Origin of the sequence: Pseudomonas sp. B21-056 (assembly GCF_026016325.1) — a bacterium.
In the GTDB taxonomy this organism is placed as follows: domain Bacteria; phylum Pseudomonadota; class Gammaproteobacteria; order Pseudomonadales; family Pseudomonadaceae; genus Aquipseudomonas.
Window position 1 is genome coordinate 5977773 of sequence record NZ_CP087203.1, and the last position, 13223, is coordinate 5990995.

13 protein-coding genes and 1 riboswitch are annotated in these 13223 nt (G+C 61.2%); of the genes, 6 read left to right on the forward strand and 7 right to left on the reverse strand.

What is annotated here, in order from left to right:
* Positions 1-8: 8 nt before the first annotated feature.
* Positions 9-458, reverse strand: coding sequence for a c-type cytochrome (locus tag LOY67_RS26170; RefSeq protein ID WP_265065046.1), 450 nt, complete (start codon positions 456-458; stop codon positions 9-11).
* A gap of 125 nt (positions 459-583) precedes the next feature.
* On the opposite strand from LOY67_RS26170, the gene LOY67_RS26175 reads away from it, so the two are divergent.
* The gene (locus LOY67_RS26175) at positions 584-1771 is read left to right on the forward strand and encodes a murein transglycosylase A (protein WP_265065047.1); all 1188 of its coding nucleotides are present in this window, start codon (positions 584-586) and stop codon (positions 1769-1771) included.
* 151 nt (positions 1772-1922) lie between these two features.
* On the opposite strand, the gene LOY67_RS26180 is transcribed toward LOY67_RS26175, so the two are convergent.
* From LOY67_RS26180 to LOY67_RS26195, 4 genes are all read right to left on the reverse strand, one after another.
* Positions 1923-2306, reverse strand: coding sequence for an MAPEG family protein (locus tag LOY67_RS26180; protein ID WP_265065048.1), 384 nt, complete (start codon positions 2304-2306; stop codon positions 1923-1925).
* Between the two features lie 51 nt (positions 2307-2357).
* Entirely contained in the window at positions 2358-3191 is an 834-nt protein-coding gene (locus LOY67_RS26185) for an EamA family transporter (RefSeq protein WP_265065049.1), read from the reverse strand.
* Positions 3192-3354: 163 nt separating this feature from the next.
* On the reverse strand, positions 3355-4236 hold the full coding sequence (locus tag LOY67_RS26190; RefSeq protein ID WP_265065050.1) for a formate/nitrite transporter family protein: 882 nt from the start codon (positions 4234-4236) through the stop codon (positions 3355-3357).
* Positions 4237-4417: 181 nt separating this feature from the next.
* Positions 4418-4822, reverse strand: a complete 405-nt coding sequence (locus tag LOY67_RS26195; RefSeq protein WP_320109997.1) for an acyl-CoA thioesterase — start codon at positions 4820-4822, stop codon at positions 4418-4420.
* Positions 4823-5012: 190 nt separating this feature from the next.
* Positions 5013-5118, forward strand: a riboswitch (S-adenosyl-L-homocysteine riboswitch).
* Positions 5119-5141: 23 nt separating this feature from the next.
* Between LOY67_RS26195 and ahcY the strand changes: the two genes are divergently transcribed.
* The 5 genes from ahcY (at position 5142) to LOY67_RS26220 (ending at position 11646) form a co-directional block, all read left to right on the forward strand.
* Positions 5142-6551 carry an adenosylhomocysteinase gene (ahcY, locus tag LOY67_RS26200; RefSeq protein ID WP_265065051.1) on the forward strand — a complete coding sequence of 470 codons (1410 nt, stop codon included), beginning with the start codon at positions 5142-5144 and terminating at the stop codon, positions 6549-6551.
* Between the two features lie 147 nt (positions 6552-6698).
* Positions 6699-7544 (forward strand): methylenetetrahydrofolate reductase [NAD(P)H], encoded by an 846-nt coding sequence (gene metF, locus LOY67_RS26205; RefSeq protein ID WP_265065052.1) that lies wholly within the window; start codon positions 6699-6701, stop codon positions 7542-7544.
* A 69-nt stretch (positions 7545-7613) separates the two neighbouring features.
* Positions 7614-8696, forward strand: coding sequence for a hypothetical protein (locus LOY67_RS26210; RefSeq protein WP_265065053.1), 1083 nt, complete (start codon positions 7614-7616; stop codon positions 8694-8696).
* A gap of 79 nt (positions 8697-8775) precedes the next feature.
* Positions 8776-9534 (forward strand): substrate-binding periplasmic protein, encoded by a 759-nt coding sequence (locus LOY67_RS26215; protein WP_265065054.1) that lies wholly within the window; start codon positions 8776-8778, stop codon positions 9532-9534.
* Between the two features lie 258 nt (positions 9535-9792).
* Positions 9793-11646 (forward strand): DEAD/DEAH box helicase, encoded by a 1854-nt coding sequence (locus LOY67_RS26220; protein WP_265065055.1) that lies wholly within the window; start codon positions 9793-9795, stop codon positions 11644-11646.
* 206 nt (positions 11647-11852) lie between these two features.
* Here the strand turns inward: LOY67_RS26220 and LOY67_RS26225 are convergent, their stop codons facing one another.
* Together LOY67_RS26225 and LOY67_RS26230 are read right to left on the reverse strand one after the other, a co-directional pair.
* A complete protein-coding gene (locus tag LOY67_RS26225) occupies positions 11853-12449 on the reverse strand; it encodes a YceI family protein (protein WP_265065056.1) in 597 nt (198 codons plus the stop codon).
* A 32-nt stretch (positions 12450-12481) separates the two neighbouring features.
* Entirely contained in the window at positions 12482-13033 is a 552-nt protein-coding gene (locus tag LOY67_RS26230) for a cytochrome b (RefSeq protein WP_265065057.1), read from the reverse strand.
* Positions 13034-13223: the final 190 nt, after the last annotated feature.

The window sequence follows — 13223 nt, forward strand, 5'->3', positions numbered from 1 at the left end:
GCCCTACGTCAATGATCCCGAAATTCCTTATGACAGGCACTGCACGCATCCTCGACTTTCTGCACCGCCGGCCCCAGGTAACTGGCGCTGTAGGGTTGGACCTTGCTGGCCGTCACCAACTCGCCGGTGGCCGTTTCAAGACTGTGGGCCAGTTCCTGGAAGCGCGCCTGTTTCTGCCAGACTTCATCCCGGGCGCTGGTGTGCTCCTGCTCGCGTACTGGCGGGAAATGTTTCCACGGTTCGCGAGACAGTTGGTCAAGCCGCACGGCCCCCTCGGCGAAGCGCGCACCGTCGAACGGAACCCGGCCACGCAGCATGCCGCCCAACTCCTCGTTGGTCTTGAGCATCTGCTTGAAAATCGCCTTGCGCTGGCCCAGCGGGGAGTTGGGATCGACACCGCCGCAGGCGGACAACATCAGGCAGGCCAGCATGACCATGGAAAATCGTTTTACAAACATCTTGGCCTCGGGACAGGAAACGGCGGTTAGTATCCTCGGGTCATCGGTAAAGACCAATGGCCTTATTCACAATACGGGTTGTTCGAAGGCGTGACAGCGCTCGAACGACTGCAAGGAAAAATTTCATGAACAGCCGTTTCAAGACCTGGCACAAAGGCCTGGCGTTGACCCTACCGCTGATCGCCCTGTTGGCCGGCTGCAATCGCGGCGACAAGGTCGAAGAGCCGCAGACTCATGCCCTCGCCACTTATGTCAGTACACCCTGGGAAGCGCTGCCGGCGGTATCCGATGAAGACCTGCTGGCCGGTTTCCGCTCCTGGCGCAGCGCGTGCACCCGGCTCAAGGCTGATGTGACCTGGGGCCCGACCTGCGCCGCGGCAGCCAATGTGCCGCAGACCGCTAAAGCTATGCGCAACTTCCTGAAACAGAACCTCGACGTCTATGGCCTGCGCTCGGGGGACAACAGCCCCAATGGCCTGATCACCGGCTATTACGAGCCGGTCTACCCGGGCAGCCTCACCCAGACCGCCAGCGCCAACGTCCCGGTGTACGGCGTACCGGAGGACATGATCATCGTGGCGCTGGACAGCCTCTACCCCGAGCTCAAGGGCAAACGCCTGCGCGGTCGCCTCGAAGGCCGGGTGCTCAAGCCCTACGACGACGCCTCCACTATCGAAACCAACGGCGTGAAGGCGCCCGTGATCGCCTGGCTGACAGACCCGATGAACCTGCAGTTCCTGCAGATCCAGGGCTCGGGTCGTATTCGGCTCGATGACGGTCGCCAGTTGCGCATCGGCTATGCCGACCAGAACGGCCACCCTTACCGGCCGATCGGACGCTGGCTGGTCGAACAGGGCGAACTGAAGAAAGAAGACGTGACCATGGGCGCCATCAGTGCCTGGGCCAAGGCCAATCCGACCCGGATACCCGAATTGCTGGGCAGCAATCCCAGCTATGTGTTTTTCAACCGCAACCCCGACAGCAACGAAGGCCCCCGGGGCTCGTTGAATGTACCGTTGACCGCCGGCTATAGCGTGGCGGTGGATCGCAAGGTCATTCCGCTGGGCAGCCTGTTGTGGCTATCCACGACCCGCCCCGACGGCAGCCCATTGAACCGACCGGTCGCGGCCCAGGACACCGGTGGCGCCATTGCCGGTGAAGTACGGGCGGACCTGTTCTGGGGCACCGGCGAAGCCGCGGGGCAATTGGCCGGGGACATGAAGCAGCAGGGGCAGATCTGGATGTTGTGGCCCAAGGGTATGGTATTGCCGCAAGTGCCGCAGGTGGCGAATGCGGTCACCGCCAATCCCTGAGCAGGGCGTTGCCTATGCCGACGCCTTCGCGAGCAGGCTCGCTCCCACATTGATTTCGGTGCTCACAAAATAAATGTCCACTGGAGATCCACTGTGGGAGCGAGCCTGCTAGCGAAGGGGCCAGCACAGCCCCAGGATTCAATAACCAGGCTCAGACAGAAACACAGAAGAAACTGACCACCAGCCCCGCCCCCACCAACCACACCAGCGAGCGCAGGATCGCCCAGTCCGCCAGATAGCAAATGATGTACAGCAGGCGACTGGTGATGAACAACACCGCCAGCACGTTGATGGTCACCAGCTCGGCATTGCCGGCCAGGTGCGCAACGATCACCGCGGCAGCGAACGCCGGGGCAATTTCAAAACTGTTGAGCTGCGCGGCATACGCGCGCCGGGGAAAACCCTCGAGTGTTTCCAGGAAGTCCCGAGGATCGTGGTTGTCTTGCAGCCGGTATCTTCCGCCGATCTTGGCGATGGCGATACACAGGTAAGGCAGGATGATCGCGATCAAAATACACCACAGGGCAACCGTCATGACGCAGTTCCTTCTTTGAGTTTCAGGGGGAATCGAAAATCGGGGAGTCGCTCAGAATTTCATCACCAGCATGCCAATCAGTACCAGCCCGCAGGCTAAGAGCCGCGGCCGGCCGAAAGGTTCTTTCAGGTAGCGCATGCCGAACAGCACCACCAGGATCACACTGATCTCCCGCAGCGCCGCCGCTTCGGCGATCGAACCCAGTTGCATGGCCCAGAGCACCAGAGCGTAGCTGAACAAGACACAGAGCCCGACCGCCAACCCGAGCCGCCACTGTTCGCGCCAGAACCGCACGAACGCCGGTCGCTTGCTCACCACGGCCAACAGCGGGAATGGCCAGGCGCAGAACAGGGTGATCCAGACCAGGTAGTCCAGCGGATGGGACCAACGTCGCAGGGCCTGGCCGTCGATGTAGGTGTAGCAGCCGATACACAGGCCAATCAGCACCACCACCGGCAGCATCGACCAGGGCAGCCGCTCGCCACCACCCCCCTGCCACAACAGGCACAGCATGCCGAACGGGATCAGCAAAATGCCGAGGGTTTGCTGAGTCGTCAGCACTTCGCCGGCAAAGACCAGCGTCAGGGCCAATACCACCAGCGGCGACAAGCCACGCATCAATGGATAGACCAGCCCCAGGTCCCCGACCCGATACGCCTGGATCAGCAAATAGCGATACAACAGCTCAAAGGCCGCCGACGCCAGGATCCACGGCCAGATGTCCATCGGCGGCAGCGCCACGAAGCCCACGGCCGACACGGCGAACAACAGCGCGACGCTGTCCATGCACGCCACCACCAGAAGACGCTCACCGCTGAATTTGATCAGCGTATTCCAGGCGGCATGCAGCAACGCAGCCACCAACACCAAGGCCGTTGCAAGCACGGCACACTCCTTAGTCCCACGGCGCAGCGGGGCGATGAACGGATTCGTGATCCATCAGCAGCTGTTTATACTGCAAACGACCACACCACGCTCAGTTGCGCATCAGCCTATTCCCTGACCGGGGCCCTGGGCGGCGGATTGACCGTGCCGACGGCCCTGTACTTCATTCATCACCAACGTCGCCTGGACGCTCCGGTAGGCGAGACCGATTAGGCGTGCCGCTCTCGCTGCGCACCTGCGCGTGGCTGAGCAGCGCAAAGATGAAGCTGCCGCCGATGATATTGCCCGCCAGGGTCGGCGCGGCGAATACCAGCCAGAAATCTTCCCACGACAACTGCCCGGCGAATACCAGGTACGAGACCTCGGCGGAGCCGACGACAATGTGGGTGAAGTCCCCAAGCGCCATCAGGTAAGTGATCAGGATGATGATCCACATCTTGGCGCTTTCCATGGAGGGGATCATCCAGACCATGGTAGCGATCATCCAGCCGGAGATGATTCCCTTGGCGAACATCTGCCCGGTGTCGTTTTCCATGACCTTGCGCCCGATCTCGAGGAAAGCCAGGTCGGTGCGCCGATCAAAGATCGGCAGGTGCAGCATCACGTAGGCCACCAGCAAGGTACCGCACAGGTTGCCCACCAACACGACACCCCATAGCCGCAACAGCCGACCGAAATTGCCCAGGGTGGGCTTACTCATGATCGGCAGCACGGCGGTCAGGGTGTTTTCAGTGAACAATTGCTGGCGGGCCAGGATCACCGCGAGAAAACCGGCGCAGTAACCGAAACTGGCAATCACCTTGAATGCCTCGCCCTCGGGCAACCGGGAATTGAGCAGTCCCATCGCCATCAGCGACAGGCCCATGGTCAACCCGGCCGCCAGGGCCGACCACCAGAGCGCGGCGACACTGCGTTCCAGCTCCTGATTGCCCTGGGTGCGGATGATTTCATGCAGCACCGCAGCCCGCGGCGGCTGGTTACGGTCGACTTCGTGCTTTTCCTGGGCGGAAAGGTCGGGGGTCTTGCCGTCGTCGTGGGTGTCCATAGGGCTCCTGAACCGGTGACGTGATGAAACTACGACACGTGGCGTTCGGAGCTGTTCAGTGGCGAGGTGTCGCTCAAACCGGAGCGGTCTGCAAGACCGCCTTCGCGAGCAGGCTCGCTCCCACAGGAGTCCGCGTTCCCCTGTGGGAGCGAGCCTGCTCGCGATGGGCGCGACGCTGATCTCACTCGCTGGCAATATCGTCCTGGAACTGATCCTTCACGTACTTGATCTCCGTCCGCCCATGAGGCGCCGGCAGGCCATCCTCGCCAAGGTTGACGAAAACCATTTTCTCCACGGTCAGGATGCTCTTGCGGGTGATCTTGTTGCGTACTTCACAGGTCAGGGTAATGGAGGTGCGGCCGAATTCGGTCGCGGTAATGCCCAGTTCGATGATGTCGCCCTGGCGCGAGGCGCTGACGAAGTTGATTTCCGAGATGTATTTGGTGACCACGCGCTGGTTGCCCAACTGGACAATGGCGTAAATCGCCGCTTCTTCGTCGATCCAGCGCAGCAGGCTGCCGCCGAACAGCGTGCCGTTGGGGTTGAGGTCTTCGGGCTTGACCCATTTGCGGGTGTGGAAATTCATGATCACTCCTGAGCGTCTGGCCGATGAATGCCTGCATGATGGCAGACCGGGCAGGCAGGCTCTACGCCGCTGGTTCAATAACGGTCATCGGCAATTTTGATTTGCCGACAGAAACCCTTTGGAAGATCCGATTAGCCCGCTATAATCGCCCTCGCTTTACCCGGTCCACGCTTTGGACCGTTCCCGCCACCTGTCCGAGGGGCGCTGCAGCAGGCAAGACCTGTCAGGCTCGGATGGGGCGTTGTTCGTACGGGGTTCCCGCACGGACACTAAACGCACAACGGCGCCCATTCGCATACATTACGAATGGAGGCTCTTCATGAGCGCTGTTATCACGCCTGCAGATTTTACCGATTACAAAGTCGCCGACATGTCCCTGGCTGCCTGGGGCCGTCGCGAAATCATCATCGCCGAATCCGAAATGCCGGCCCTGATGGGTCTGCGTCGCAAGTACTCCGGTGAGCAACCGCTCAAGGGCGCGAAGATCCTCGGCTGCATCCACATGACCATCCAGACCGCCGTACTGATCGAAACCCTGGTCGCTCTGGGTGCCGAAGTGCGCTGGTCGTCCTGCAACATCTTCTCGACCCAGGACCAGGCCGCTGCCGCCATCGCCGCCGCCGGTATCCCGGTATTCGCCTGGAAAGGCGAGACCGAGCAAGAGTACGAGTGGTGCCTGGAGCAGACCATCCTCAAGGATGGCCAGCCGTGGGACACCAACATGATCCTCGACGATGGCGGCGACCTGACCGAACTGCTGCACAAGAAATACCCGGCCGTACTGGACAAGGTCCACGGCGTGACCGAAGAGACCACCACCGGCGTGCACCGCCTGCTGGACATGCTGGCCAAGGGCGAACTGAAGATCCCGGCCATCAACGTCAACGACTCGGTGACCAAGAGCAAGAACGACAACAAATACGGCTGCCGTCACAGCCTCAACGACGCCATCAAGCGCGGCACCGACCACCTGTTGTCGGGCAAGCAGGCGCTGGTGATCGGCTACGGTGACGTGGGCAAGGGCTCGGCCCAGTCCCTGCGTCAGGAAGGCATGATCGTCAAGGTCTCCGAAGTCGACCCGATCTGCGCCATGCAAGCCTGCATGGACGGTTTCGAGCTGGTTTCGCCGTTCGTCGACGGGATCAACGACGGCACCGAAGCCAGCATCGACAAGGCACTGCTGGGCAAGATCGACCTGATCGTGACCACCACCGGCAACGTCAATGTCTGCGACGCCAACATGCTCAAGGCCCTGAAGAAGCGCGCCGTGGTGTGCAACATCGGTCACTTTGACAATGAAATCGACACCGCTTTCATGCGCAAGCACTGGGCATGGGAAGAAGTGAAGCCGCAGGTCCACAAGGTTCACCGCACCGGCACCGGCAGCTTCGACCCACAGAACGACGACTACCTGATCCTGCTGGCCGAAGGCCGCCTGGTTAACCTGGGCAACGCCACCGGTCACCCGAGCCGGATCATGGACGGTTCGTTCGCCAACCAGGTCCTGGCCCAGATCTTCCTGTTCGGCCAGAAGTACGCCGACCTGTCGCCGGCCCAGAAAGCCGAGCGCCTGACCGTGGAAGTACTGCCGAAGAAGCTCGACGAAGAAGTGGCCCTGGAAATGGTCCGCGGTTTCGGCGGCGTGGTCACCCAGTTGACCAAGCAACAGGCTGACTACATCGGCGTGACCGTGGAAGGCCCGTTCAAGCCGCACGCTTACCGGTACTGACAGGCACTGCATGCCCCTGTAGGAGCTGGCGCAGCCTGCGATCTTTTGATCTTTCGCTTGAGACTCAAGCGAACCTGGAAAGATCGCAGGCTGCGCCAGCTCCTACAGGAGGCAGCGTTCGGCTTACGAGTTTCCAAGGATATGACCATGTCCCAAGACCGTCGCTACAGTTTCGAGTTCTTCCCGACGAAGACCGATGCTGGACATGAAAAACTGATCGCCACTGCCCGTCAGCTGGCGAGCTACAACCCCGACTTCTTCTCCTGCACCTATGGCGCCGGCGGTTCGACCCGTGACCGCACGATGAACACCGTGCTGCAGCTGGAAAGTGAAGTGAAAATCCCGGCCGCCCCTCACCTGTCCTGTGTAGGCGACAGCAAGGACGATTTGCGCACCCTGCTGGCCAAATACAAGGCCGCGGGTATCCAGCGTATCGTTGCCCTGCGCGGTGACCTGCCCTCGGGCATGGGCATGGCCAGCGGCGAGCTGCGCCATGCCAACGACCTGGTAAGCTTCATTCGTGAAGAAACCGGCGAGCACTTCCACATCGAAGTCGCCGCTTACCCGGAAATGCACCCCCAGGCACGCAACTTCGAAGACGATCTACGCAATTTCGTCAACAAGGCCAACGCCGGCGCCAACAGTGCGATCACCCAGTACTTCTTCAACGCCGACAGTTATTTCTACTTCGTCGAGCGCGTGCGCAAGATGGGTGTGGACATTCCCGTCGTGCCGGGAGTCATGCCGATCACCAACTACAGCAAGCTGGCGCGCTTTTCCGATGCCTGTGGTGCGGAAATACCACGGTGGATCCGCAAACAGCTGGAAGCCTACGGCGACGACACCTCCAGCATCCAGCGCTTCGGTGAGGAAGTGATCACACAAATGTGTGAGCGTTTGTTACAAGGCGGCGCACCGGGGCTGCATTTCTATACGCTGAACCAGGCCGAACCCAGTCTCGCGGTCTGGAACAACCTCAACTTGCCACGTTAGACGTGACAAGAAGGCCTTGGCGAAAGCCAGGGCCTTTTACTATCCAATGATGTTCAAAGGATTGCAGTGATGCCAAACGACCACAGGTCGCCGACCCCACAGCTCATCTATCTGGTCTATGGGGCCGAAACCTATCACCAGGAAGCCGTGTTCAGTATCGCCAGCGCCCTCGCCGGCCTGCGCGAAACCCCGGGTGAAGCGTTGGACATCCAGGTATTCACTGACAACTCCAAGCCCTACGACGGGCTACCGGTGCGCTTGCGCCCCTTGGACAACGAGACCCGTCAGGCTTGGATCCAGCCCCACGGTTATCACTTCCGTGCCAAGCATGTGGTCATGCAAAAAGTGCTCGAGGAAAGCGAGCTGGCCCTGCTGATCGACACCGACACCTTCTTCCATTGCTCCCCGCTGGTGCTGTTTCGGCGCATCCAGCCCGGTACGCTGCTCTGCAACGCCATCACCCTGAACTACGGCGCCAACAAGGACGCCGAGCTTTACGTGGCCCTGGCGCAGGTTCTTCAGCAACGCCAACTGGCAGACGACAACATGTCACTGCTGAATTCCGGGGTGATCGGTCTTCATTCAAGCGACGCGGCCGTGCTGGACCGTTCGATTGCCCTGATGGATGAGCTTTATCCCCTGGCGAAAGGGGCCTACACCCTGGAGGAGTTCTGCCTTTCGGTGGCGGCCTATCAGGGGATGCAGGTACGCGAATGCCCGGATCTGATCCACCATTACTGGAGCCGCAAGCAGCTGTTTCGCGCCAAGACCAAAGCCTGGCTGGATAAACACCACGCCGACCCCGTCGGCCAACAGGCCCTGGATGAAACCCGGCTGGTCACCGCGACCCTGCCCCGCCCCCCAACGTTGCAGCGCCTGGCCTATAAACTCGTCACCGCGGCGCTGCCCGGCCATAAGCGACAATTCATGCGGGAAATTCTCTACGGCTGCTACCGCCATGCCAATCAGTTCGACCAGGCCTGCGCCCCGGTCTGGTGGGAAAAGGCCCTGGAGAACGTCGAGCACCGCCTGAAAAAACCGCTGGAAGACCACGAGCTCAAAAGCTGGCTCAACCATCCGCTGATTCGCCTGGTACTGGGTCGCCGCCGCCAAGCCATCTACTCGCACCTGATGCAAGCAAAGGACAACTAGTGGCCTGTACGTACAGGCCACTAGACTGCGAGCCAGAGCGCTCTGGCTATTTGATCCGTACTCGTCGTAACCTCAGGCCATGCCCGTCATCGCCCAATTACTGACCGCCCTTCTTCTCCTGTGCCTGAGCCTCGCCGCCCGGGCCGAAAAGTTGCGTATCGTCACCGAGCCCTGGGCACCCTATGTCTTTGAGGAGGACGGCAGGATCCTGGGCCTGGACTACGAAACCACGGCCATCGTGTTCAAACGCCTGGGCATCGATGTCGAATGGCAGCTCCTGCCCTGGAAACGTTGCCTGGCGATGCTGGAACAGGGGTTGGCGGATGGAGCACTGGACATTTTTCACAGCGACGAACGCGACGCCATGTTGCTCTACCCCAGCGAACCGCTGTCGGAGGTGGAATTCGTGACGTTCCATGCCAACGCCAGGCCCCATCCATTTCGCACCCTCGCGGACCTGAGCGGCCTGACCGTCGGCACATCGCCCGGTTATCTCTACAGCCCGGAATTCCGGGACTCGACCCTGTTCAAGCGTGAAACGGCGCCCACCCACGAAGCCAACTTCGGCAAACTGCAACTGGGCCGGATCGATCTGCTCATCACCGATCGCCGGGTGGGCCGGCACTTGCTCAAGCAGATGCAACTGGGCGACCAGATCAGCGAGAACCCCATCGTCGTGAGCCGTCAAAGCCAATACCTGGCAGTACGGCGCAAGGCCGGGATGGATTTACTGGTGCAACGCTTCAGTGCCGAACTCAAGCGTTTCAAGCGCGAACCGGCCTATGCCGAGCTGAGCGCTCGCTATGGCGCCACGCCAGCCGGTGCAAGGCTGAAATAAACCGTTGAGCAGCAGGAAAGCGGCGCACGGCGTTTGCTCTGTTATACTCCCGCCTTCCCGCCAGGCTCACGCCCGGACGCCCGGTCTTGCAAAAGGCATCCCGACACCGCTACAGCGCAGCTTCCAGCCAGCGCGAGCCTTGTCCGGAGCTGTCTTCCAGACCCGGCAGGACCGGACGGGGTGACGTCTTTTTGAACGTCATTCGCGCCAGGCAAGACTATCCCATTGGGCCAGGCCCTCACTAAAACAGGATTACTCATGTCCTTTGCTTCCCTCGGTCTCTCCGAGGCTTTAGTCGGCGCCATCGAAGCCGCCGGCTACACCGAGCCTACCCCGGTGCAACAGCGGGCCATTCCCGCCGTGTTGCAAGGTCGCGACCTGATGGTCGCAGCGCAGACAGGTACTGGTAAAACCGGCGGTTTCGCCCTCCCGATCCTGGAGCGGCTGTTCCCCAACGGTCACCCGGACAAATCCCAGCGTCACGGCCCGCGCCAACCACGCGTACTGGTCCTGACCCCGACCCGGGAACTGGCTGCCCAGGTCCACGAGAGCTTCAAGATCTACGCCCGTGACCTGAAATTCGTCAGCGCCTGCATTTTCGGCGGCGTCGGCATGAATCCCCAGGTCCAGGCCATGGCCCGCGGCGTCGACGTACTGGTGGCCTGCCCCGGCCGCCTGCTGGACCTGGCCGGCCAGGGCAGCGTCGATCTGTCCCACGTCGAAATCCTCGTTCTGGACGAAGCCGACCGCATGCTCGACATGGGCTTTGTCCATGACGTGAAGAAAGTTCTCGCCCGCCTGCCCGCCAAGCGTCAGAACCTGCTGTTTTCGGCAACGTTCTCCAAAGACATCACCGACCTGGCCGGCAAGCTGCTGCACAACCCGGAACGCATCGAAGTCACGCCGCCGAACACCACGGTCGAGCGCATCGAACAGCGCGTGTTCCGCCTGCCGGCCAGCCATAAGCGCAGCCTGCTGGCGCACCTGATCACCACCGGCGCCTGGGAACAGGTCCTGGTGTTCACCCGCACCAAGCATGGCGCCAACCGCCTGGCCGAGTACCTGGACAAGCATGGCCTGCCGGCTGTTGCGATCCACGGCAACAAGAGCCAGAACGCCCGCACCAAGGCCCTGGCCGACTTCAAGGCCGGCGAAGTGCGGATCCTGGTTGCCACCGACATCGCCGCCCGCGGCCTGGACATCGACCAGTTGCCCCACGTGGTCAACTTCGAGCTGCCGAACGTCGATGAAGACTACGTGCACCGTATCGGTCGTACCGGCCGGGCCGGTCGCTCGGGCGAAGCGATCTCGCTGGTCGCGCCGGACGAAGAGAAGCTGCTCAAGAGCATCGAGCGCATGACCCGGCAGAAGATTCCTGACGGCGACCTGATGGGCTTTGATGCCAGCACCATCGAGGCCGAGAAGCCTGAAGTGCGTGAGCGTCCGGACGTGCGCAACCCGCGCAATCCCCGTGGTCCGCGGGGCGACGGTCCGAATGGCGGCGGTGGCGGTCGCAAGGACAAGGGCAAGGACAAAGGCAAGGAAAAGCCGGCCGGCAGCAGTCGTGGCGAACGCCCGGCGCGCGAGCAGAAGCCTCGCGAAGGTACACCAGCCCGTGAGCAACAGCGCCCAGCCCCGCGTGCCGCTGCTGATCGCGCCCCGGATGAGTTCCTGGACGACGATGTCGACAACTTCGGCAACCGCGTAGACTACGTACCGCAGCAGAAACCGGCCCAGGGTCGTGGTCGCCGTCCGGGTGCCCCAGCACAAGGCGCGGGCGCAGGTGCTCCCCGTGGTCAGTCCCAGGGGCGCCAAAACGGTCCGCGCAACAGCAACGGCTCGTCCACCGGTACCCCGCCAGCCAAGCGCAACGGCCCACGCAACGGAGGCCCTCGTGACGGTCAGGCGCGGCGCGAAGACTCCCGCCCTCGTCGCCCGGCCCGCGATGACCAGGCGAGCCAGGAACCTGCGGTGCAGAACCCTCGCGGCAACCAGCCGAAAATCATGCACAAGGAATCGAAGCTCGATCGTTTCCCGACGCCTGAGCAACTGGACCAACTGCCAAGCCGCCCACGGGGCGAAAAACCTGCGTTGCTGACCCGCAATCGCTGAGTTTTTCCAAACCATGAAATGCCCCTGCTCTCACGATCAGGGGCATTTTTTTGGTCACCACAAATCCCCTGTGGGAGCGAGCCTGCTCGCGATAGCAATCCGACTGACTGACGCATCGCTATCGCGAGCAGGCTCGCTCCCACATCCGCGCAATAAAAAACGCCCCTGATCGCAAGATCGGGGGCGTTTTTTGTCAGACGCGCATGTTACTTCGCTTTGACACCTTCAAAGCTGACGTACAGCTCGACCGCGTCGGACGCCGGGCCCAGGTCTTTTTGCTTGCCGAAGTCGGAACGCTTGATGCTGGTGGTACCTTCGAAACCGGCACGGTAGCCGCCCCATGGATCCTTGCCTTCGCCCAGGAACGTGGCCTTGACCACCACTGGCTTGGTCACGCCCAGCAGGGTCAGGTCGCCGGTGACGTCGGCAGTTTCCTTGCCATCGGCGTTTTTGCCGGTGGATTTGACGCTGGTGGAAACGAAGGTGGCCTTGGCGAACTTGCCCGCGTTCAGGAAGTCGGCGCTGGCGATGTGCTTGTCACGTTCGGCGTGGTTGGTGAACACGCTGGCGGTGTTGACGTTGAACTCAACCTTGCTGTCTTCAGGCTTGGCCGCGTCGAAGCTGAACTTGCCGTCGATGTCCTTGAAAGTACCGGTGATGTAGCTGTAGCCCAGGTGGCTGATCTTGAAGTCGACGAAGGCGTGCTGGCCTTCCTTGTCGACCACGTAGTCGGCAGCCATGGCCTGGCCGGCCGACAACAGTGCAGAACCGATTGCCAGGGCGGCGAGCGTCTTTTTCAACATGCTTTCTATTCCTTTGGAGTCTAGGTTGAACATCAGGCTTGGCGCCCCAGCATTCGCTTGAGGGTCGCGTCACGGTCGATAAAATGGTGTTTCAGTGCTGCCAATGCATGAAGGCCGGAGAAAACGACCAGCGCCCATGCCAGGTACAGGTGGATCTGGCCGGCGACGTCTGCCTGATCGGGCAGTCCGGACACCAGCGCGGGTACTTCAAACAAACCGAACACCGGAATCCCGACACCGTCTGCGGTGGAAATCAGGTAACCGGCAACCATCACGGCGAACAACCCGAGATACAGGGCACTATGGCCGAGCTTTGCACTCACACGGGTCATGCGCCCATAGGTTTCCAGGGTCGGCGGCGGTGGGCTGACAAAACGCCAGATCACCCGCAGCAGCATCAACGCCAGCAGCACCAGGCCGATGCTTTTGTGCAGGTCCGGCGCGTCTTTGCGCCAGGTGCTGTAGTAATCCAGTCCGACCATCCACAGCCCCAGGGCGAACAGCCCGTACACCACCAGCGCAACGCCCCAGTGCATGACGATGCTGACCCAGCCATAGCGAGAAGAAGAGTTGCGTAGCTGCATTGCTCATATCCTGTAAAAACTGCGACCAAGACTAGCGAGTTATCTATCGATTTAAAGCGGAAATTTTTGCTTTGAAATATCGAGAAATACGATCATCAGTCTGGGTGGGGTGGGTTAAGGAAAGATTAAAGGGAATACGATTCGTGTTATGACGTGTGTCAGGGACGGCCTCATCGCGAGCAAGCTCGCT

What these genes read in the sequence shown, in the direction of transcription:
- LOY67_RS26220 (WP_265065055.1), top strand. Translation starts at nt 9,793, where the DNA reads ATGTCCTTTGCTTCCCTCGGTCTCTCCGAGGCTTTAGTCGGCGCCATC.
- LOY67_RS26230 (WP_265065057.1), bottom strand. Translation starts at nt 13,033, where the DNA reads ATGCAGCTACGCAACTCTTCTTCTCGCTATGGCTGGGTCAGCATCGTC.
- LOY67_RS26210 (WP_265065053.1), top strand. Translation starts at nt 7,614, where the DNA reads ATGCCAAACGACCACAGGTCGCCGACCCCACAGCTCATCTATCTGGTC.
- metF (WP_265065052.1), top strand. Translation starts at nt 6,699, where the DNA reads ATGTCCCAAGACCGTCGCTACAGTTTCGAGTTCTTCCCGACGAAGACC.
- LOY67_RS26215 (WP_265065054.1), top strand. Translation starts at nt 8,776, where the DNA reads ATGCCCGTCATCGCCCAATTACTGACCGCCCTTCTTCTCCTGTGCCTG.
- LOY67_RS26225 (WP_265065056.1), bottom strand. Translation starts at nt 12,449, where the DNA reads ATGTTGAAAAAGACGCTCGCCGCCCTGGCAATCGGTTCTGCACTGTTG.
- LOY67_RS26175 (WP_265065047.1), top strand. Translation starts at nt 584, where the DNA reads ATGAACAGCCGTTTCAAGACCTGGCACAAAGGCCTGGCGTTGACCCTA.
- ahcY (WP_265065051.1), top strand. Translation starts at nt 5,142, where the DNA reads ATGAGCGCTGTTATCACGCCTGCAGATTTTACCGATTACAAAGTCGCC.
- LOY67_RS26170 (WP_265065046.1), bottom strand. Translation starts at nt 458, where the DNA reads ATGTTTGTAAAACGATTTTCCATGGTCATGCTGGCCTGCCTGATGTTG.
- LOY67_RS26190 (WP_265065050.1), bottom strand. Translation starts at nt 4,236, where the DNA reads ATGGACACCCACGACGACGGCAAGACCCCCGACCTTTCCGCCCAGGAA.
- LOY67_RS26180 (WP_265065048.1), bottom strand. Translation starts at nt 2,306, where the DNA reads ATGACGGTTGCCCTGTGGTGTATTTTGATCGCGATCATCCTGCCTTAC.
- LOY67_RS26195 (WP_320109997.1), bottom strand. Translation starts at nt 4,822, where the DNA reads ATGAATTTCCACACCCGCAAATGGGTCAAGCCCGAAGACCTCAACCCC.